Here is a 20,891-nt window from a genome sequence, read left to right on the forward strand (position 1 = left end):
AATGCTCCATGCTCAAAAGTAAATAACGAAGAGATTAAAATAAAAATACCTTCATAGCCACTTACTTAATAATTAATCAGATTGAAAATATTATAAAATAAAGCAAACTGCGGATAATATAAAATCATTAACGTGTCCTGGTTCTTCTGGTAACCTATTTATAACTGAAATAAAAAATTAACAGGATTGAGGATGTTCACCAATCAAGTATTCACTGACCAGCGTTTTAGCGTGAAGCAATTCACCGGCGAGACACTGGAGAACTGCCGCTTTTACCGCTGCCGGTTCGACAGCACCGATCTGTCAGAAACCGCATTTGTCGATTGTCTTTTTTACGATGATGAAGAACAAAAAGGCTGCTCTTTCCAGCATGCAAAATTGCAGGATGCCAGCTTTAAGCGTTGTGACCTGACGATGGCGGATTTCAAAAACATTCAGGCGCTGGGCTGTGAAATCCGTGAATGCAAAGCCACCGGCGCAGATTTCAGCGGTGCCAGCTTTATGAACATGATCACCTCGCGCACCTGGTTTTGCAGCGCCTTCATGACCAAAAATAACTTCAGCTACGCCAACTTCAGCAAAGTCATTCTGGAGAAATGCGAGTTATGGGAAAACCGCTGGACCGGCGCAAACGTGCAGGGCGCAAACTTAAGCGGCTCCGACCTGTCCGGCGGCGAATTCACCGAGTTCGACTGGAATAACGTCAATATCACCCATTGCGACCTGACGAATTCAGATCTGGGCGAACTGAACATCCGTAAAGTCGATCTCGATGGCGTGAAAATCGACGACTGGCAGCAAAGCCATTTGCTGGAAAAATTGGGGATGATTGTGATTCATTCGAAATGAGAGGAGTTGAAGTGAAAGGAGTTGAAATAGTCTCATTGAGGATTGTATTTCGCCCAAAAACTGTATTTACGACCATGCTTCTCTTTAACTTTCCCCATATAAACAGCGTGATCAGGTAAAGCAGAATAAGTTTTGATTTCGTTATCCAGCTGATCAAGTTGCTGTAGATAACTGGCAGCATGATGATAAGCCTGAGTTCTGCCCCCGGCTAAAATATCATCAGTCAGGCTTCGAAAAAGAATAACACGCAGGATATGCTCATTTGCAGGTACGTCATCCAGCAGTGAAAGCAACTGCGTGTAATGCCATTCAGCCACTTCGTGAATACCTTTTATCGCCAGTTCTTCAGCTTTTCCATATTCATGGAGTTTTAATAATGGATCTAACTGATCATAAAGCTCCGGCTCTTTGAGAACTGACATAATGAATTTATCGCGCAATTGTTGCGCCTCATTATCTGAAACCAAAGCAAGCGTGCGCAGTAAATTTGCATAATCAGGCTTAACATCCAGCAATTCGATTAATGTTTTCAGATAATTATCATGCTGCTCCAGTGCCTGATAACAATCGGCTAATAACGCTAACCGCGTCGCTTCCGGTCGAGCCCGGTCGCCATTACCCCATTTACCCTGCAACCATTTCATGGCCTCATCGTAAGCCCCACAATGGATACAGAACCTGATAATGCTTTCCTTTTGTCTGTAATCAGGCGAAGGACTGAGCAACAGAGTCGTCTGTATAAACAAAGCGGGGTCTTTTAAAGACTCAGCGATGCCATGAAGATGCGCAGACCAGATACCATCATCAAATGTTTCCTCATCTCTTTTTTTGAGTGAAGTGCGCAGTTTGTCTTCATAATAATCTGCCAGTTGTCGCAACTCGTCTTCAGTCAACAGCATTGAGGCATTCGGCAAAATCGGGTCAAGAATGCCGTACTCGTTATCTTCTACTAATTTTCTGACAACCGGCATCCAGCCTTTAGCGGGTACAGCACTCCGACTTGCTGCCTTCAGCCATAACAAAGAAGTATCCCGATAAATATCGCCAATATAACCATCAGAATCATCACACCGATTAAGCGAATTTTCCGCTGTGGCGAGTAAATCATTGAACAATTGAAAAGCCTTATCCGCAGAGATGGGCATTACGCTATTTTCAATGTCCTTCTGTAAATCATAGATTTTATTTGCAAGCTCGCTGGTTTCATAATAGCTGTAATAATGCCGCCCCCGGCGCAATGATTTTATCTCGTTCTTAAGCGCTTCAAATAATGCCGGTATATCTTTTTTAAGCAGAAGCCGTTCTATTCTCTTATCCAAAATCTCGTCTTCGCCGTAGAGTGAAGCAATAAAATCGGCCAACACATGACTCTCAAGCAGAGCAAGATCCGTAATTAAATTGTTATATTCTTTCATTGGCATCCCTTTTCTATTAGAAATCACTACGCCCGATGGCTGCCATTCAATAATGCCGCCGCCATACTATCAAGGTGAGTTTTTACCTTCTCCCAATGCGGCATCACCTGCTTCATCAGGCGGTAAAACTGCTCGCTATGGTTATGCTCCGCCAGGTGGCACAATTCATGCAAAATCACATAATCGATGCTTTCCCGTGGCGCTTTGACCAGGTGGGGATTCAGGGTTATACGCCCCAGCGGTGAACAACTGCCCCATTGAGTTTGCATGGTTTGCACGCGCAGCGGCGGTCTTTCACTCACCCACAGCGCCTGAACGAGCATCTCCTCCAGCCTTCGGGCGAACACCTCTTTGGCGCGGTCTTTGTACCATTCATTGAGCAAAACGCGGATGCGCTCGGGATTCTTTTCCCGCACCGTAATTTCAAGCTTACCGCGCAGCATTTTGACCCGTGGCTTCTCTTGCGGTTCCACCAGGATTTTCAGCATGTATTGCTTGCCGAGATAATAATGGCTTTCACCGCTGATATATTGCCGTTCGGTCAGATGCTCCTGCTGGGCGCGGAAATCCCGCAGTTGTTGCCAGATCCAGCGTCCGCGTTTTTTAACCGCACCGAGCACTTCTTCATCGGAACTGTTTTCCGGCGCAGCCACCTGCACCCGGCAATCCGGATGCACTTTGATCAACACCTTACTTTTCTGACTGCGCCGGGTGCTGATTTCAAAGCAAATGCGCTCGTCGCCATAGTGAAAGCACTGATCAGGCGAATATTTACGTGGCCGGGGAACCGCAATTCTTACGCTCATATTTCCCCTATATGCCCGATAAGCCAACGCGGGTGATTTGCACCACGCTTTCGACAATCATATTCACCTGATGGATACCCGCCCCGACGTCTTTGCACTGCTGAAATAACATCGGCAACAAACGGGTACGAATGGCAGCTTCGATATTTTGCGTGTTAATGGAATTCTCGGTAACGGCACAGTCAACCTCAGCATCAACCACAAACGCCAGATCGGTCCAGTTCTTCTCGACCTGCTTATCTGCCGTTGCGAACACCTGCGGCAAGGTTTTTTTAAACACGCCGTAGTAGGCCTGCGCATGCTTGTTGCTGCCAAATGCATCAGGAATATCCTGCAGGCGGCGGTTTTCAACGTCCTGCATAAATTCGGAGTACAGCAGGTATTGTTTGGAAGGATGATCGAACTGTTTTTCGGCTTCTTCGATGGTTTTCATCAGCAACGCAGAGAAGGCTTCCCGCGCGTAAGGATCATCATGCAAATCCTGCTCAATCATTTTGGTTACGCGGGTTTTGATGATATCGGTTTCGTTACGCGTTTTATCTTCCGACCAAGAGGCATCCGGTGTTTTCAGCTTTTGCTGACCCATTTTAGACACGCTATACACCGCATCAGGCTCTTTTATCTGCACGCCCACCACATGTTTATCCAGCAGCTTTTTCACCTGGTCAGCGTATTCGTCATAATCTACCGTTTCACCGGCATCCTCTTTTATCTGTAAACGCAAAATCGAAAGTTGCCTGACCGTATCTTTGTAATTTTTGCGGTCAGCATCGGTAAAGCTGCTGTCTTCAAAGAAGGTCGCTGACTGCAATGCCACTTTCAGGCAACTGGCAAAGGCACTGAGAGCCTCGTAAAAATCTTCACGACGTTTCAGATGAATATCGACAAACTCGCCGTGACGGAGCTCCATTTTGGGCACCAGCGCCTGACGTAATTGTTCCGGGTCACTTTGATTCGTCACCCCGTCAAATATCGCCCACAGGGTGTTATAGAGTAAAGGCAGGCGTTTATATTCGCTGCTCATCTGATTATACAAACCGTCGATATCATGGATGTCATAACCGCCCTGCGTTCGTGAGGCCAGATCCTGATATTTGGCGATGGTCGTATCCAGTTCGGCCAGCACACCGCGGTAGTCGATCAGCAATCCTTCTTTTTTCTTGTCATGCAGCCGGTTTACACGGGCGATCGCCTGGATCAGGTTATGGCCTTTCAGCGATTTATCGATATACAACACGGCGTTCTGCGGCTCATCAAAACCGGTAAGTAATTTATCGATCACGATGAGCAGCTTAAGTTGCTCATCTTTCTCAAAACGTTTAATCAGATCGCGGGTATATTTCTGCTCATCCTGACTGCCGACATTGTCTTTCCACCACTTCGAGACTTCCGGCAGAGTGGCTTCGTCGATGCTGGTATTGCCCTCACGGGTATCTGGCGGACTCATGACCACAGCAGATTCAAACAATCCGGCCTCATCGAGGTACTTTTTATATTTGATCGCCGAGAGTTTGCTGTCGCACGCCAACTGGCCTTTCAGACCCTCCGTAATATGTTTACTGAAATGGTTGGCGACATCCAGAGCGATCAGCCGGATACGATCATCAGAGCTTTGAACTGCACCTTTGCGGGAGTATTTGCGTTTTAAATCGGCTTTTTGCGTGTCACTCAGTCCTTTGGTGATGCGTTCAAACCAGCTGTCGACGGCTTTCTCATTCACGTTCAGCTCAGGCTTTCGCTCTTCATACAGCAACGGGGAAACGGCTTTGTCTTCCACCGCACGTTGCATGGTATAAGCGTGAACAATCGGGCCAAACTTATTGGTGGTTTTATCATCTTTCAGTAATGGCGTACCGGTAAAAGCCACAAAAGCCGCGTTGGGCAACGCCAGTTTCATGCGGATATGGTTTTCACCGCCCTGACTGCGGTGGCCTTCGTCGATCAGCACGACGATATTCGGGTCGTCGTTAAAACACTCCGGCAATTCTGTTGCGGAGGTAAATTTCTGGATCAGCGAGAAGATAATTCGCTCTTTGCCTTTGCCGATTTGCTGCGCCAGACGCGCGCCCGAAGTCGCCATGGCTTTCTGATGATCGTGCTTGCCGGGCAGCTGATCGCCCGACAGAAAACTGTTACTCAGCTGAGTCTGTAAATCCACGCGGTCAGTCACGACGATGAAGCGGCAGGCTTTCAGCGATTCATCCAGCAGTAACGCTTTGCTGAACAACACCATCGTCAGCGATTTCCCGGAACCTGTGGTATGCCATATCACGCCGCCTTCACGCCCCCCCTGCGCATTTTTGAGTTTGATGCGCTCAGTCAGTCGCTTAATGCCAAACACCTGCTGATAACGGGCAATCACACGGCCAATCTTATTATCGAACAGCGTATACAGGCGGGTCATGTCCAGCAAACGCGCCGGCAATAACAGACTGATGAGCATCTGATCCTGACCGGTGACAGCCATCTGACCGCCGGCAATCAGGTTCTGATACCAGGCGATATCTTGCGGTTTACGGTGGCTAAACAGCGAGGTGATTTGTTGCGTACTGAGCTTTTTATTTTTTACCGCCAGCATTTCAGCGTCGGTAATATCTTCTTCCCGCCAGCCGCCCCAGCATTTAAGCGGGGTACCGCAGGTGGCGTAGCGCCCGTCGTTGCCGTTAACAGAAAGCAAAATCTGGCTGTAGACGAATAACTGCGGAATTTCGTCATGCATCTGGTTACGCAGGTTTTGGGAAATACCTTCTTCGAGGGTCGGGCCTTTCTTGCCCTGACTGACCGGGCGCTTGGCCTCAATCACTACCATCGGAATGCCATTCACAAAACCGACGATATCCGGTTTACGGCAGTCATAATATGAAGAACCAATGCCGCCCGTGCGGGTGACACGAAATTCTTCGGTGACCAGAAAACTGTTGCTGGCGATGTTGTTCCAGTCAATCAGTGAAACCGTCTGGTTGGTTTTACGGCCATCCACGAATTCAGTGACGGCGATACCGTACAGCAAATGGTTGTACATCCGCTGATTCGCCTGCCTTAGCCCTTCATTCAGCGCCGGACTGCAGACTTCACTGATAATATTTTCGATAGATTTTTCAGAAAGCGGATGCGCTTTGCCCGCGTAATGAAAACGCCGGGTTTGCAGCACACGGCGCAACTCCTCACGCAATACCACCTGATCCTGTTTGCCGTGGCGGGCATCCAGCGCCTGTTGCGGCGAAAGAAAGCGCCAGCCCATATTCGCCATCAGCGTCAGGGCGGGTAATTTGGCGATATATTCTTCTTCGTATTTCGGCGGGATATGCATTTCGGGTTGCGACATCAGTTAGTCCTTTTTCTTCTGTAAACGCTTTTCGAGCTGATCCAGTTGTTCCAGTTCAATCCGGTCAGCCTCCAGGGCATCATGCTTTTTGCGCTGCTGATCAAAAATCTCATAGCACTGATGTGCTTTTAAGGTCATTTGTTCACGACTCACTGAACCCGCTCGTTTTAAAATTGGCTGATCGTTAAATGCCATGAATTTATCGATGTATTCCTGCCAGTCACTTAATACTAAGTGCTGCTTTCTTTCCGCACGAAATTCGGCAAATTCAAAGAACATTGAAACCTGACGGTTAAGGCTGTCCAGTTCATCATTACTAAGATAATTCTTCGCCACCACCACATCGGCTTTACGCACACGCTGACCTTTGAAACTGAACAGGTTCATATTCGGCTTATCCGGGTCAGCTCTTTGTACAATTAATTCAGCAGCCGTAAAACCCGTTACAGCAAAAAATAACTTATTTTGTACTTCGGCAAACAACAGTGAGGTTTCTTTTTCATTGGCGCGATAATCTTCAGACAGCGCCAGCAAATCACGAATTTTCTGATAGAAACGTAATTCCGAAGAACGTATTTCGCGAATGCGCTCAAGCAGTTCATCGAAATAATCCCATTTAGGATCTTTAAGACGCTCGTCATCCATTACCACGCCTTTAGACAAATACTCACCCAGCGTCTGAGTCGCCCAGCGTCTGAACTGTGTGCCTCTTGTCGAACGTACCCGATAACCTACGGCAAGAATTAAGGGCAGCGCATACAGCTGAGTCAGATACTCTTTTCCATCACTGGCAGTTGTCAACTTACGGTTGACAACTGCCTCCTCAGCCAGCTCCTGCTCTGAGAAAATGCCTTTCACATGCTTGCTGATATTTTGCTTACTGGTCTGGTAAAGTTCTGCGATTTCCAGCTGTGTCAGCCACACCTGACCGCCAAGCTGACGCAAGGTAAACTGCGCCATGCCGTCTTCGCTGGTATACAAAATCACATCATTTTCAGGCATCCATGCATTCCTCTGTCGTGTGAATTTTCACCCGGCGCTTACCGGTCAGCAATTGCTGCATTAACGCGGCCTTTTCCTGTTTCAGGAAGGCCAGTTTCTTTTGCAGCAGTTCGATTTCATTATCGGCAGCAGTAAGAACGGCGGCGATTTTTTGTTGTTCCGGGAGTGGGGGTAAAACTATACGTAAGAGCATTAATCTCTTTTTAGAAAGATTATATCTGGTTGCCCCTTGAGCAAGTTTAGAAATTTTCCTCCGCATTTCATCGCCCCTGAAGACAAACTTACAAAATTCGGGTAATACTTTTTCAAATGTAAAAAGCCTGTATCCAAAACAGAATGAGTTAAGATAGGTATCTTCAATATGGGAAAGCAAAACTGAAGACATCCCAACCTCTTCCGGAGTCTCCGAAGATGTTGTGAAAAATATATCCCCATAAGAAACTCTATATTGATTTTCTTTTGGCCCAATATTTACTTTTTCAGAAAAATCTATATTAATTTCAGTGTTCTTATATACATTCATATATGAAATATAAGGATAGCCAGAACCAAAGTCTTCTTTAGTTTTACCAGTCAAGCCTGAATATGTTTCACCTAAACTTCCAAGCTCTTCACTAAGCCACTCTCCCTCAAACCCCGGCAACCGCTTCTTCCCCGTCAACAAACTCTGCATCAGCGTTTTTTTCTGCTGCTGGCTGTTGCCGATCAGTTTTTCGGTGGTCGCAATCGCTTTATCCCAGGTTGAGAGGATTTGGGCGATTTTGGTTTGTTCTTTATAAGGAGGTACAAAAACTTTTATCGCATGCAGATCATTCCTATTAACACCAGGAACACCTGTCTTATCACTAAATTTTTTATAATCGATACTACTGAGCAGGTAATAGAGATATTTTGGCTCATTTCCATGAAAATTTTTAACCCACAAGGAAGTATTTAATGGCCAAAAATCTTCCTCAATAAAATACACATCACCGATTGAGCCATATCGACCTGTGACAATTCCTGGAGACGTTGCTCTAGGCTCATTATGGAAACCGGAATAGCCTCCCGAAGAAATGATCGGAATATTACCGTCGACTCGATCTTTTGCGGGCAGATCAAATCCACGCTGTAACTCTGCCACTTCACCTAAACTTTTAAGCTCCCAACCCGCCGGAACCTTACTCATAACCCAGCTCCTTCAGATATCCCGCCATTTCCGCTTCCAGCGCATCCAGTTGCGCTGTTAAAGCCAGACGCTCTTCACGCACCGCCACCAGATCAATCTCTTCTTCTTCCTCGAAGGTATCGACATAACGTGGGATATTCAGGTTGTAGTCGTTTTCCTGAATTTCTTTCAGGCTGGCGATATAGGCGTATTTATCGACAGAGCCGCCTTCGCGGTAAGTCGCGATGATTTTGGCGATATTTTCCGGGCTGAGCTCGTTCTGGTTTTTACCGGATTTATATTCCCGGCTGGCGTCGATAAACAGCACATTGTTGTCGATTTTATCTTTCTTAAAGATCAGGATCGCCGCCGGAATGCCGGTGCCGTAAAACAGTTTTTCCGGCAGGCCGATCACCGCATCAAGCAGGTTTTCTTCAATCAGTTGCTGACGAATTTTCCCTTCACTGGAACCACGAAACAGCACGCCGTGTGGCACGACGACGCCCATACGACCGGTGGCAGGTTTCAGGGTTTCGATCATATGCGAGATAAACGCATAGTCGCCTTTGGTTTTTGGCGGAATACCCCGGTGGAAGCGGTTGAATTTATCAGTTTCCGCATCCGCATGGCCCCATTTATCCAGGCTGAACGGCGGGTTAGCGGTAACGATATCAAACAGCATCAGGTCGCCGTTTTTATCCAGCAATTTCGGGTTGCGGATGGTATCGCCCCACTCGATTTTGTGGTTGTCTTCGCCGTGCAGGAACATGTTCATTTTTGCCAGCGCCCAGGTGGAGCCAATGGCTTCCTGACCGTACAACGCATAATGCTTTGAACCGTGATTCGTGCGCACACGGGCACCGCATTTGATCAGCAATGACGCCGAACCACAGGCCGGATCGCAAATGGTATCGCCCGGTTGCGGATCCAGCAGTTCTGACATTAAATCCGACACTTCCGGCGGGGTATAAAACTCACCGGCTTTCTGCCCGCCACTGGCGGCAAATTTCTTGATCAGGTATTCGTAAGCGTTACCGATGACATCCAGCGTGCCGACGCGGCTCGGTTTAAGGTTCAGCTCCGGTTTATCAAAATGCTCGATAAGTTCGCGCAGAATGCCGTTCTTCTGCTTTTCTTCACCCAGTTTATCGGTGTTGAAAGAAATATCCTGGAACACGCTTTTACCGGCATCCTTAAGTTTGGTGCCGTTGGCTTCTTCAATAGCGTGCAGCGCCTGATCGATACGTTCGCCGTTTTTGGCTTCGTGACGACGGGCGTAAATGGCGTAATAACTGGCATCACGCGGCAGGACAAAACGCTCACTTTTCATCAGCGCTTCGATCAGCTCCGGCGAATCACCGTGCTCTTTGGCGTAAGTATCGTAATGATCCTGCCAGACGTCAGAGATGTATTTCAGAAACAGCATCGTCAGGATGAAATCTTTATAGGTATCCGCGCTGATGGTGCCACGGAACGTGTCACAGGCATCCCAAAGTGCTTTGTTAATGTCGTCTTGTTTTACTTTATCGTTCATTCGGGTCCGTCACTCTTTATCGTTCGGTGAAAAGCATGGCGGCATTCTACCCTTATCACTGCTTTGCAAAAATAGCGCGTTTCCCCAAGCCAAAATGCAGGTGTAAAAAAACCGCCCCGAAGGGCGGTTCCTCTACTGCTACAAACCAGCCCCTATGTTGACGTTAATATTGATATGAGAAACGTTTACGTTCCATCCATCATTTTCCGACGTCATCAAAGAACCCAGCACAACGATCAGTGCATAAATACACTTTTTCATTGTTGCGGCCTTTTAAAACCGCGTTCCACCAATAAGCACCGGGACCGACTGGAGAAGGACAAGCAGTGTTTGGGTTGCCTGTCCGCGCGGTACTCAAGTGCTAATTTCAAGCCCGGTGACCCGTCGCTAAACGGGCAAACTAGCCCCGCGCAGATGCTACCACCAAGACCATAAAAACAATAAGGATATGTGTACAGAATTTAAACTTGCTGCCTTCCCACCCCTGGTGTAAGTTAGAGGCGTTTGGGTTGCCTGATCCCGCTTATTATTAAAGCGTGAAACTGGGTTGATTTAGCGCTAACTGAATCTCCCAACAAAAAAACCGCTCTCTGAAGCGGTTTTTTTGTACCTGAAATTCCGCTATTAAAATCGAAAAGTGCGCTTCTCCCCAGCCCCTTCATCAGGATCACATCGCAATATGCTATAACAGGCATTCGCATTAGCCACGAAATTAACCTCATGAAAGATAATAGTATTTACTCCCCGCAGGCGTCTGTGCCGGAAAAATCACGGGTGCTGGGTTGGTCTGATTTATTCTCGTTGTGGTTCTCACTCGGTATGGGCCTGATGGTGTTGCAGGCCGGGGCGATTCTGGCACCGGGACTCGGGCTGGCGGGTTCGCTGGCGGCGATTGTGTTGGGATCAGCCGTCGGGGTTGCGCTGCTGGCGCTGGTCGGGGTGACCGGCGGGCAAACCGGTTTGTCTTCAATGGCGTCGCTAAAGCTGAGCCTCGGAAAACGTGGCGTGGCGTTGCCGGTCTTGTTCAATCTGATCCAGCTGGTCGGCTGGGGCGCATTTGAAATTGTGGTGATGCGCGATGCCGCCAGTCTGCTGGCAAAACGGGCCTGGGGCGACGGCAGCTTTTGGGCGGATCCGACCCTCTGGACGTTTATTTTCGGCATCGTCGCCACCTTGCTAGCGGCCAGCGGGCCACTGGCGTTTATCCGCGTGGTGCTGCGCCGCTGGGGTATCTGGTTGCTGCTGGCGAGCTGCGCATGGCTGACCGGTTATCTGTTCCTGCACGCGGATTTATCGACGCTGTGGCATAAAGCCGGAGACGGTTCGATGCCGTTCGCGCTGGCCTGCGATATCGTGGTGTCGATGGCGTTTTCATGGCTGCCGCTGGTGTCGGATTACACCCGTTTCGGCAAATCTGCGCGACAAAATTTCTGGGGCACCGCCTGCGGATATTTCCTCGGCAGCGTGTGGATGATGTCACTCGGTGTCGCTTATACGCTGGCGTTTGTCAGCACATCGACCGATGCCAATGCGCTGCTGCTGGCGCTTTCTGGCGTTGCGCTGGGTATCCCGCTGTTGCTGATTCTGGTGGATGAACATGAAAATGCCTTTGCGGATATTCACTCTGCGGCGGTATCGGCGGGCACTTCTCTGCCGGTCAGTGTCGGTAAACTGACGCTGGGTATCGGCCTGCTGTGTACGCTGATTGCCTGGTCAGTGCCGCTGACGCAATACGAAAACTTCCTGCTGCTGATTGGTTCGGTATTTGCGCCGCTGTTCGGCGTGGTACTGACGCATCATTTTGTTCTGCGCCGGCAGACACAAAAGGACCTGAACATTTGCTCTGTCGCGGCCTGGTTTATCGGTATCGCGGTCTATCATCTGATGGCAAATCTGCTGCCTGACGTCGGCGCGACGATCCCGTCGCTTCTGGTGGCGGGACTGGTGTGCTGGGGATTAGGGCGTAAAGACTGAGTTAAGAAAACCGCCCCAAAGGGCGGTTCCTTAATGACTACAAACCAGACCCTATGTTGACGTTAATATTGATATGAGAAACGTTTACGTTCCATCCATCATTTTCCGACGTCATCAAAGAACCCAGCACAACGATCAGTGCATAAATACACTTTTTCATTGTTGCGGCCTTTTACAACCGCGTTTCACCAATAAGCACCGGGACCGACTGATGAAGGACAAGCAGAATTGGGACTGCTTATTCCCGCGGTACTCAAGTGCTAATTCCTGAGCCCGGTGACCCGTCGCTAAACAGGTGAATTAGTCCCGGCAGAAGATTAGCATCAAGACCATTCCTGGTGTAAGGTTATTTTTCACACAGGGACTTGTCTATCTCGCCCTAATCGTGTAACTTTTCAGCGTTGGGGCTGCTTGTTTCCGCTAGTATTAAAAGGTTGATTTAGCGCTAACTGAATCACCCAACAAAAAAACCGCTCTCTGAAGCGGTTTTTTTGTGCCTGAAATTCAGCCCTTACTCCCTCATTTCCCCTGCCCGAAAAAATCGTTGTACAGCATATAAAGATGCGCTGCACTCCACGAGAAGTTAGGTGCGCCCTGTTGCTGACCGTTGAGCGGATTGTAGTTTTCCCGTATAGGCGCATCCGAAACCAGCCCATCGGCGTGATCAAAGAAGGCCTGCGCCATTTTCACGGCATCTTCGCGGTAACCGTATTGCTCCATGCCTTTCAGGCCGAAATACAACTGGTCAACCCAGACCCGCCCGCGCCAGTAGATGTCTGCGCCGAACGCGGGATTGGTCAGTGCGGCGGTGCCGAGCGGCACATAGGTGTTGAACTCGCGCACATCTTTCATCACTTTCACGACGGCGTCGGCATGCGCCTGCGTCGCTGCGCCGTTAAACAACGGTGACCAGCCTTCCGGACCTTTTCCGCGCTCAGTAATCGGTTTGCCCGCGCAGCCGTTTGCCAGCGGTTTGCCTTCAATCCGGATGTCATAGAAGAAACCGCTGCGGCTGTCGAACATGCAAGTGTTGATATATCCGGCCAGTTTGACGGCTTTTGCACGAAAATCTGCGGCTTCAGTTTTCTTGCCTAAAATGTCAGCGATTTCAGCCATGTATTTGTTATCGCTGTACATGTAGCTGGCTTCATCGACCGATTCCTGTAACAACGAATATCCCAGCAGCGTTCCGTCATCCGAACGATTTTCGGCAAATTTGACCTGCCAGTCCTGTTTTTTGCCGCCATTTTTGATGTATTTCGCCAGCTGATCGGCGTCGATAAATCCAAAGGCTGCCGCATCATCCCGCCCTGACTCCCATGACGCCGCCACCTGTGCCGGGATTTCGATGCTGTCGTACTGACCGGATTTCACCACGCGGTCGTAGTTTTTCAGCCCGGATTCGGTCTGCTCTTTCTGCCCTTCCCTGACGGTAAACAGCATTTTGCCGTCAGCGGTGTTATGCGCTTTGTCGCGCGTTGCGCCATATTCCGGCACGCCGTTATGGTTATGGTCACGGTTGCGCAGCCACCAGTCGTGATAAGCGACCAGTTTCGGGTACATCTGTGCCAGCCATTGTTTATCACCGGTCGTTTTGTAGATTTCCATCACCGACCATGCGGCCAGACTCGGTTTGGTGTTGCGCTCATTCCAGTTGGTGCCGTCGCCGCCACGTTCAGGGCCCGGGTTATAGGCAATCAGATCAGGCACAAAACCAGCATCCCACGGACGAACCACGTCGCCGGGCTGGATCTGAAAGGCAAACACGGCGCGGATATTGTCTTTCGCTACATCGGGGTTGAAATGCGCCATCGCATACGCCTGTTTCCAGGTATCCCACGGCCAGGTCTGATTGCCGGAGAACCAGCGGCCGGTAACGGAAGGCGTCACGGAATCAAACTTCATCGCACCCGCCGCACCGCGCCAGTTGCCGGTTAATGTTTCAATGGCTTTGACCGCCACGCGTTCCTGATTTTTGGTTGCTTTCGGGTTAGTCAGACCGGTATTCAGATAGCCTTCCCAGCGTTTTTGCGAGGCATCCAGATAGGGCTGCGGATGCGCCAGAATATCCCGGATTTTCGGCTGTTCTTTCTGAATCTCGGCGGCCGTCAGCAGATGCGAATAGGTGGTGTAAATCGTGGTGGAACCGGAGATTTTAGCTTTGCCGGTAAACCGGTGGCCGTTGATTTCGGTCTGCATCGGCAGGGTTTTGTGGATCTGATATTCGGACTCACCGGACGTCATCAGGCTGGATGCCTCGCGCACTTTGCCGAAAGTCACACGCAGCCCGTCTGCGGCTTGCAGGATCTGGCGTGTATATCCCGGATATTCCTGTTCGATGGTTTTATCCGATGGCGGTTTTCCTTCCTGAGCGCGGAGTTTTTCCAGCAGTTCACCGTCCCAGACCAGTTCGAGCGGCGAATCAGTGGTGATTTGGGTTTCCAGCAATGAAGTGCGTGACGTCACAAAACGCAAGGTCATGTCGATGCGGATACCGGGGGCAGTCAGCGTCTGAATGAGCGCGCCGGGAATGCTGTAAGCGTCCATGCTCAGCGCGACTTTTTGCCCGGCTTTATACACCGTCAGCCGGTCAAAATTATCGGCCATAAAATTGATATATTCTTCGGTCAGCAGCGCCGGTCCGGGAAATCCGCCCATACCTTCCGGTCCCGCCGGAAGTAAATGTCCGTGCCACGCACCGTCATCAAATAAAGGATTAAAACGCTGATGCTCATCGAAATCATAATCGAGCATATATTGCGGCGCACCTGTGCGGTTAATGACGTTTTTAAAAGAATCAGCCCGTAAACTATTGGCCGTTTCTGCCAGCGCATGTCCGGAAATAAATAATGCAGCGCAGATAAGTAAACTGAGCGGCCGGTGCGGATTAATATGTTTCATTATGATTTGCCCCAATAAAAATATTGCATAAGAAATACCGAGTTGCTGGCACCGGTATTGTCATTGCTCATATAGAATTTGCTGTCTAATGCCGTCGCGAACCGGCCGCCATAATATTCGTACCAGATACCAGCCTGTGCGTAAGACGTGGTGGTGTCGAATGTATTATCCCGGGAGTGTTCGGCGTAACTGTATGCGGTCGATAAATACAGACCGGTGGTCGCTTCCACCATTGCGCTGACCATCATTCCTGATTCGTGGCCGGAATGGCTGCTGTCGCCCTTGCCGGTGTGATGCCAGACGCGCCCTGCCAGATTTTTGCCCTGTAACCCCGCGAGGAATAACTGACCGGTGCCGTCGGTGAGTTCCAGGCCATTAAGCAGCGTCAGTCCTTCTGCTAAATCATATTGCGTATAGCCGTTGACCATCGCCTGATACGTGTATTTATCTGAATAACGGTCGTATTTTCCGAAATGAAGTAATGCGGTGCTTTCATTTACACGGCTTTGCGGTGCCGCAGTCACGCTGTAGCGAAACTTGCCGGTCAGGTTCTGCACCTTTAGGGCCTGCGTTAAATCGCGGGTATTGGGGATCACATAGCCGTATTCCGGCGTGAAATCGCCCCACCATTGCAGATCATCCAGCGAGGAATCGTTGCGCATACTCAGGATAAATTCGGTGCCCTGATCGGTCCGGTAACCGCCATAAAAGCGGTTCAGGCCGCCCTCGAATCCGCCCCAGCTGTGATCAGGCACCCAGGCGTTTCCCTGATGATCGGCCTGCACCGTCCAGCCTTCGCCATAAATAAGCCCGAACCAGTTGCCGTGTTTTATTTCCAGGCCGCCTTCGATATACGTTCCGTCGCTGTATTTATGCTGATCTTTACCGTTTAAATACACGCTGCCACCGCCCCCCATTTCGCCATAAAAACGATAGGCGGTAGCATCGCGGCTGGCCGGTGTTATTTCCGGCGGCGTTAATTCATTGTGTTCGGCAGGAACAACCGTTTCCTGCGCCAGTAAATCCATTGGTAATAAGAATAATAAAAGTAAAAATATTATGTTGAGTGATGTGTTCTTCATCGTTATGCGCTTCACTGTTTTGATTATTATGAATAGGGAAAGCAGAGGTCAAACGCATACTAGTAAATATTTTACTAAAATATACTTAAAATTAGGTAAATCGTTAACTCTGTCACAGTGAGATTTTGCAGGCTGGCGGACAGGTGAGCAGTGTACATAAGCCGCTGATCACATTAAGCTACGGCTTTGGTTTACCTGATTATGAGACGCTGATGGCTACTTTGAAGGAAATCGCTGAGGCCGCGAACGTATCCGTTGCGACGGTTTCACGTGTGCTCAATGACGATCCGAGCCTGAGCGTGAAAGCGCAGACCCGCCAGAAGATTTTAGAAACGGCGGAACGCCTGGAATATAAAGTTTCTCCCTCCCGGCGCAATGCCACGCAGCGCATGACGTTTGCCGCATTGTTCACTTACCGGCAGGGGCTGGAAATTGATGATCCTTATTATCTTTCCATGCGCTATGGCATTGAAACACAATGCGAAAAGCTGGGTATCACCCTGATTTCGGGCTATGACTTTACCGGCGAAAAGGCACTGCCTTCTGCCGACGGTTTTCTGGTTATCGGCCAACCTCAGCCCGCGCTGCATACACAGCTCGCGCAACAATCCACACCGGTTGTTTTCATTGATGGCGTGATGGAAGACCCGCAGTCTGACTGCATTAACGTAGATTTATTTAAGATAAGCCAGAAAGTCATCGACTTCTTTATCGGCCAGGGATATTCCCGGATCGGCTTTATCGGCGGTCGCGATCATCCTGAATTCCCGGATCAGCGCGAGCAGGCTTTTGTGGAATATGGCCGTCTGAAAAACGTCGTCCAGCCAGACGATATCTGGTACGGCAATTTCACCAGCCAGTCCGGCTATCAGTGTGCGAAGAAAATGTTGCAGCAAAAAGCGCCTTATCCTCCGGCGTTGCTGATTGCCACCGATACCATTGCGCTGGGCGTGACCCGCGCGCTGCTGGAACACGGCGTTAAAATTCCCGAGCAAATTGCGCTGATCAGCGTCAATGACATTCCGACAGCCCGCTTTGTCTTCCCGTCTTTATCGACGGTTCGCATCCATTCCGAAACGATGGGCGCTCAGGCTGTTAACCTGCTGACCGAACGACTGCGCGATGAACGCACCGTGCCGCTGTCGGTATTTGTGCCGGGATCGCTGCAGCTGCGCGACACCACCCGCCGGTAAAATTTAACGGCATGATCTTCAGACCGATTTTTTATTTTTTGTGATCTCTCAGACAATCAGTAAAACTTTTTAGTTATTTTTACTAAATATTTACTATCTTCTCTCCCATAGAAACACGTCTCAGGAGAGATCACGTGAATAATTGGGAAAATATCGACAAGCAGTCAGAGAATCGTTTACCGCCACGCGCCTCCTTTTTCAGCTATGAAAACCCACAGGATGCGCTGCGTTTCGATCGCGCCGCCAGCCAGTACTTTCAGTTACTCAGCGGCAGCTGGCAGTTCCGCTTTTTTGAGCATCCGGCGTTAGTCCCGGAAGAATTCTACCGTCAGCCGATGACGGATTGGGGCAAAATCACCGTTCCGGGCATGTGGCAGATGGAAGGCCACGGCCAGCTGCAATACACTGATGAAGGTTTTCCCTTCCCTATCGACGTTCCTTACGTCCCCACCAATAATCCGACCGGCGCTTATCAGCAGCGTTTTACCCTTGATGCGGCCTGGACAGGCAAACAAACGTTGATCAAATTTGACGGCGTCGAAACCTATTTCGAAGTGTATGTGAACGGGCACTACGTCGGATTCAGCAAAGGCAGCCGCCTGTGTGCAGAATTCGATATCAGCGCCTGCGTGGCACCCGGTGAAAACCTGCTGTCGGTACGCGTTTTGCAGTGGGCGGATTCGACCTATATCGAAGATCAGGATATGTGGTGGATGGCCGGGATTTTCCGCGATGTGTATCTCACCGGCCGGGATGCTGTTCATCTCAACGATTTCACCGTGGTCACCGCGTTCGATGAAAACTACTGCGATGCCGTGCTGAACATTAATGCCATTTTCGGTAACTCTCGCAAGCCGGTCAGCGGTTATCGCCTGCACGCGCAGTTATTCGACGATGGCGTCTGCGTGGCGGAGTTGTCGGCAGAAAACCTGAATATCGGCGATGAAACACGCTGTCGTCTGGACATTCCGGTCAGCCATCCGCGCCAGTGGAACGCCGAACATCCTGAGTTATATCAGCTGCTGCTGACACTGTATAACGACGCCGGTCAGGTGATTTGCGTCGTGCCGCAGCGCGTGGGTTTTCGTGATATCTGCGTGCGCGACGGGCTGTTTTACATCAACGGACGTTATCTCAAGCTGCACGGCGTAAACCGTCACGATCACGATCACCGCAAAGGGCGCGCGGTCGATATGGCGCGGGTTGAGCGCGATATCATCCTAATGAAACAACACAACATTAACTCGGTACGCACCGCACATTACCCGAACGATCCTCGCTTTTACGAGTTGTGCGATATTTACGGTTTATTCGTGATGGCCGAAACGGATCTGGAAAGTCATGGTTTCGCGAACGTCGGGGATCTGAGCCGCATCACCGACGATCCACGCTGGGAACATGCTTATGTGGAGCGTATCGGGCGTCACGTGATGGCGCAAAAAAATCATCCGTCGATCATTATGTGGTCGCTCGGCAACGAATCCGGTTATGGCTGCAATATCCGCGCGATGGCGAAGCGCTGCATAGCGCTCGATCCGACGCGTCTTATTCACTACGAAGAAGACCGCGACGCCGAAGTGACCGACGTCATCAGCACCATGTATTCCCGCGTGCAAATGATGAATGCGTTCGGCGAATATCCGCACGCCAAACCGCGCATCATCTGCGAATACGCGCATGCGATGGGCAACGGCCCCGGCGGATTAGCGGAATATCAGGCCGTTTTAAATCGCCATGACAGCCTTCAGGGGCATTACATCTGGGAATGGTGCGATCACGGATTACTGGAAACCGGTGTCAATGGCCAGACGCGTTATACCTACGGCGGCGATTACGGCGATTACCCGAACAACTATAACTTCTGTATGGACGGGCTGATTTATCCCGACCAGACGCCCGGCCCCGGTCTGCGGGAATATAAACAGGTGTTGTGCCCGGTCGGCGTTAGTCTCAGTGGCGGCGCGCTGCGCATCAAAAACCGTTACTGGTTCAGTTCACTGAAAGACATCACGCTTTCACTGACTGTTCAGGTCGCCGGACACTGCCTGGAAACCCGTGAAATATCCCTGCCGCACCTGCAACCGGGCGAATGCGAAACACTAGATCTGCCTGAATTTTCTGCCAGCGGGCAGGAAGTTTTCCTGAATATCGGCATCCGCAAAAACAGCGCGACCGCGTACAGTGAAGCGCAGCATTCTCTCGGGCATTACCAGATGCTGTTGCAGGCAGCGCTTCCTTCAGCCGTAAAACCCGCGCCACAAAAAGCCGCAACGCTGTTATGCGATGAGCAAAAACATCAGCTTATTATCAGCGGCGAGGGTTTACGGCTGGCATTTTCCCGTCTGGATGGCGAACTGAAAAGCTGGCAAGTGGATAACCAGGAAATCACCGGCCGTGCGCCGACACTCAATTTCTTTAAGCCGGTCATCGACAACCATAAACAGGAGTTCGAAGGCCTCTGGCAGCCTAATCATCTGCATATCATGCAGCAGCATTTCCGGCAGATACGTTGGGAACGTCAGCAGGATGACGTGGTGATTGAAGTGCACAGCATCATTGCGCCGCCTGTTTTCGATTTTGGTATGCGCTGCACTTATCGCTGGCGGATATCGCCTCAGGGCGTCGTCACCCTCGATTTATCCGGCACGCCTTACGGTAATTTTGATTCTATTATCCCGAAAATCGGCCTCGATTTTGGCGTCAGCCGTCGTTTTACGCAGGTGGAATATTACGGTCGCGGGCCGGATGAAAACTATCAGGACAGCTGTCAGGCCAATCTCATCGGTCATTATCAGCAGCCGGTAAACCGCTTATTTGAAAATTACCCGATGCCGCAGGACAACGGCAACCGTCAGGATATCCGCTGGCTGAGCCTTCGCGATGATGCGGGAAAAGGGATTTTCATTCAGCCACGCCAGCCATTGAATTTCAGCCTGTGGCCGTACAGTTCGCAGATGCTGCAACAGGCGCAGCATATCGACGAACTGATGCCGGACAGCTGCCTGACGCTCAATCTCGACCACAAAATTTCCGGACTCGGCTCCAATTCCTGGGGTTCTGAAGTGCTCGATTCTTATCGCGTGTATTTCTCGACGTTCAGCTACGGCTTCACGATGGTGCCGTTCAGCCAGAAAGACACAGACAGCCTGCACCTGGCGGAATTCACCTTTCATTCCGGGGAGGAAAACTGATGATTATTCTCGACTCTTTAACTGAATTTCAGCGGCTGTACCGCAGCGGTAAAAAATGGCAGCGCTGCATGGAAGCCATTAATAACCTGGAAAATATCCGTCCCGGCGTTTTCCATTCCGTCGGCGATTCGCTGGTTTACCGGCTCGCCAGCGGCAGCGAAAAACAGCCGTCGGAATTCGAAGGTCACCGCCGTTATTTCGATGTGCATTATTACCTTGAAGGTGCAGAGGAAATCGAGTTTTCCGCGAAATCGGCCCTGCACTGCGTGGCGACTTATGACGATGAAACGGATCGCGAATTATTTAGCGGTCAGGGTGAAACAATCAAAGTGAGTAAAGGTGACGTGATCATTTTTGAAAACCACGAAGCCTGCCGGTTCAGGCCGGAAAAAGACGTCAGAAAAGTCATCTTAAAAGTGACCGTCGAAGAGAGTTATTTCGTTAATAAATAATAAAAAAACAAAAACCACTT

13 protein-coding genes are annotated in these 20,891 nt (G+C 50.0%); 5 read left to right on the forward strand and 8 right to left on the reverse strand.

The window, feature by feature from the left end:
* Positions 1–192: 192 nt before the first annotated feature.
* Positions 193–849 (forward strand): Qnr family pentapeptide repeat protein, encoded by a 657-nt coding sequence (locus EC840_RS18125; protein ID WP_112288028.1) that lies wholly within the window; start codon positions 193–195, stop codon positions 847–849.
* Positions 850–881: 32 nt separating this feature from the next.
* On the opposite strand, the gene EC840_RS18130 is transcribed toward EC840_RS18125, so the two are convergent.
* Genes EC840_RS18130 through EC840_RS18155 form a run of 6 tightly spaced genes read right to left on the reverse strand, consistent with a single transcriptional unit; the run spans position 882 to position 10,078 of the window.
* On the reverse strand, positions 882–2,264 hold the full coding sequence (locus EC840_RS18130) for a DUF6880 family protein (RefSeq protein WP_132966478.1): 1,383 nt from the start codon (positions 2,262–2,264) through the stop codon (positions 882–884).
* Positions 2,265–2,290: 26 nt separating this feature from the next.
* Positions 2,291–3,070, reverse strand: a complete 780-nt coding sequence (locus EC840_RS18135) for a SprT family zinc-dependent metalloprotease (RefSeq protein ID WP_129637715.1) — start codon at positions 3,068–3,070, stop codon at positions 2,291–2,293.
* A 7-nt stretch (positions 3,071–3,077) separates the two neighbouring features.
* Positions 3,078–6,395: an HsdR family type I site-specific deoxyribonuclease gene (locus EC840_RS18140; protein WP_207914772.1), complete on the reverse strand. Its 3,318-nt coding sequence runs from the start codon at positions 6,393–6,395 to the stop codon at positions 3,078–3,080.
* A gap of 3 nt (positions 6,396–6,398) precedes the next feature.
* Positions 6,399–7,397: a RhuM family protein gene (gene rhuM / locus EC840_RS18145; RefSeq protein ID WP_132966480.1), complete on the reverse strand. Its 999-nt coding sequence runs from the start codon at positions 7,395–7,397 to the stop codon at positions 6,399–6,401.
* Entirely contained in the window at positions 7,390–8,565 is a 1,176-nt protein-coding gene (locus EC840_RS18150; RefSeq protein WP_132966482.1) for a restriction endonuclease subunit S, read from the reverse strand. The genes rhuM and EC840_RS18150 overlap by 8 nt, the downstream gene beginning before the upstream one ends.
* Positions 8,558–10,078: a type I restriction-modification system subunit M gene (locus EC840_RS18155; protein WP_132966484.1), complete on the reverse strand. Its 1,521-nt coding sequence runs from the start codon at positions 10,076–10,078 to the stop codon at positions 8,558–8,560. The genes EC840_RS18150 and EC840_RS18155 overlap by 8 nt, the downstream gene beginning before the upstream one ends.
* A 720-nt stretch (positions 10,079–10,798) precedes the next feature.
* Here EC840_RS18155 and cytX point away from each other — a divergent pair.
* Positions 10,799–12,052 carry a putative hydroxymethylpyrimidine transporter CytX gene (gene cytX / locus EC840_RS18160; protein ID WP_113876924.1) on the forward strand — a complete coding sequence of 418 codons (1,254 nt, stop codon included), beginning with the start codon at positions 10,799–10,801 and terminating at the stop codon, positions 12,050–12,052.
* Between the two features lie 519 nt (positions 12,053–12,571).
* Here cytX and ygjK read toward each other — a convergent pair.
* Positions 12,572–14,953 carry an alpha-glucosidase gene (gene ygjK, locus EC840_RS18165; protein WP_243701090.1) on the reverse strand — a complete coding sequence of 794 codons (2,382 nt, stop codon included), beginning with the start codon at positions 14,951–14,953 and terminating at the stop codon, positions 12,572–12,574.
* Positions 14,953–16,035: a protein YgjJ gene (gene ygjJ, locus EC840_RS18170; RefSeq protein WP_132966486.1), complete on the reverse strand. Its 1,083-nt coding sequence runs from the start codon at positions 16,033–16,035 to the stop codon at positions 14,953–14,955. The genes ygjK and ygjJ overlap by 1 nt, the downstream gene beginning before the upstream one ends.
* A 212-nt stretch (positions 16,036–16,247) precedes the next feature.
* Here ygjJ and ebgR point away from each other — a divergent pair, with 212 nt between their 5' ends.
* The 3 genes from ebgR to EC840_RS18185 all read left to right on the forward strand — a co-directional run bounded on the left by ebgR (position 16,248) and on the right by EC840_RS18185 (position 20,871).
* Positions 16,248–17,228, forward strand: coding sequence for a transcriptional regulator EbgR (gene ebgR, locus EC840_RS18175; RefSeq protein ID WP_207914774.1), 981 nt, complete (start codon positions 16,248–16,250; stop codon positions 17,226–17,228).
* Between the two features lie 134 nt (positions 17,229–17,362).
* The gene (ebgA, locus tag EC840_RS18180; RefSeq protein WP_132966490.1) at positions 17,363–20,419 is read left to right on the forward strand and encodes a beta-galactosidase subunit alpha; all 3,057 of its coding nucleotides are present in this window, start codon (positions 17,363–17,365) and stop codon (positions 20,417–20,419) included.
* Positions 20,419–20,871 (forward strand): beta-galactosidase subunit beta, encoded by a 453-nt coding sequence (locus EC840_RS18185; protein ID WP_132966492.1) that lies wholly within the window; start codon positions 20,419–20,421, stop codon positions 20,869–20,871. Before ebgA ends, EC840_RS18185 begins: the two co-directional genes overlap by 1 nt.
* Positions 20,872–20,891 lie beyond the last annotated feature (20 nt).

Origin of the sequence: Rahnella sp. JUb53, assembly GCF_004346065.1 — a bacterium.
In the GTDB taxonomy this organism is placed as follows: domain Bacteria; phylum Pseudomonadota; class Gammaproteobacteria; order Enterobacterales; family Enterobacteriaceae; genus Rahnella; species Rahnella variigena.

What these genes read in the sequence shown, in the direction of transcription:
- rhuM (WP_132966480.1), bottom strand. Translation starts at nt 7,397, where the DNA reads ATGCCTGAAAATGATGTGATTTTGTATACCAGCGAAGACGGCATGGCG.
- EC840_RS18185 (WP_132966492.1), top strand. Translation starts at nt 20,419, where the DNA reads ATGATTATTCTCGACTCTTTAACTGAATTTCAGCGGCTGTACCGCAGC.
- EC840_RS18125 (WP_112288028.1), top strand. Translation starts at nt 193, where the DNA reads ATGTTCACCAATCAAGTATTCACTGACCAGCGTTTTAGCGTGAAGCAA.
- EC840_RS18140 (WP_207914772.1), bottom strand. Translation starts at nt 6,395, where the DNA reads ATGTCGCAACCCGAAATGCATATCCCGCCGAAATACGAAGAAGAATAT.
- EC840_RS18155 (WP_132966484.1), bottom strand. Translation starts at nt 10,078, where the DNA reads ATGAACGATAAAGTAAAACAAGACGACATTAACAAAGCACTTTGGGAT.
- ygjJ (WP_132966486.1), bottom strand. Translation starts at nt 16,035, where the DNA reads ATGAAGAACACATCACTCAACATAATATTTTTACTTTTATTATTCTTA.
- ebgR (WP_207914774.1), top strand. Translation starts at nt 16,248, where the DNA reads ATGGCTACTTTGAAGGAAATCGCTGAGGCCGCGAACGTATCCGTTGCG.
- EC840_RS18150 (WP_132966482.1), bottom strand. Translation starts at nt 8,565, where the DNA reads ATGAGTAAGGTTCCGGCGGGTTGGGAGCTTAAAAGTTTAGGTGAAGTG.
- ygjK (WP_243701090.1), bottom strand. Translation starts at nt 14,953, where the DNA reads ATGAAACATATTAATCCGCACCGGCCGCTCAGTTTACTTATCTGCGCT.
- EC840_RS18135 (WP_129637715.1), bottom strand. Translation starts at nt 3,070, where the DNA reads ATGAGCGTAAGAATTGCGGTTCCCCGGCCACGTAAATATTCGCCTGAT.
- EC840_RS18130 (WP_132966478.1), bottom strand. Translation starts at nt 2,264, where the DNA reads ATGAAAGAATATAACAATTTAATTACGGATCTTGCTCTGCTTGAGAGT.
- cytX (WP_113876924.1), top strand. Translation starts at nt 10,799, where the DNA reads ATGAAAGATAATAGTATTTACTCCCCGCAGGCGTCTGTGCCGGAAAAA.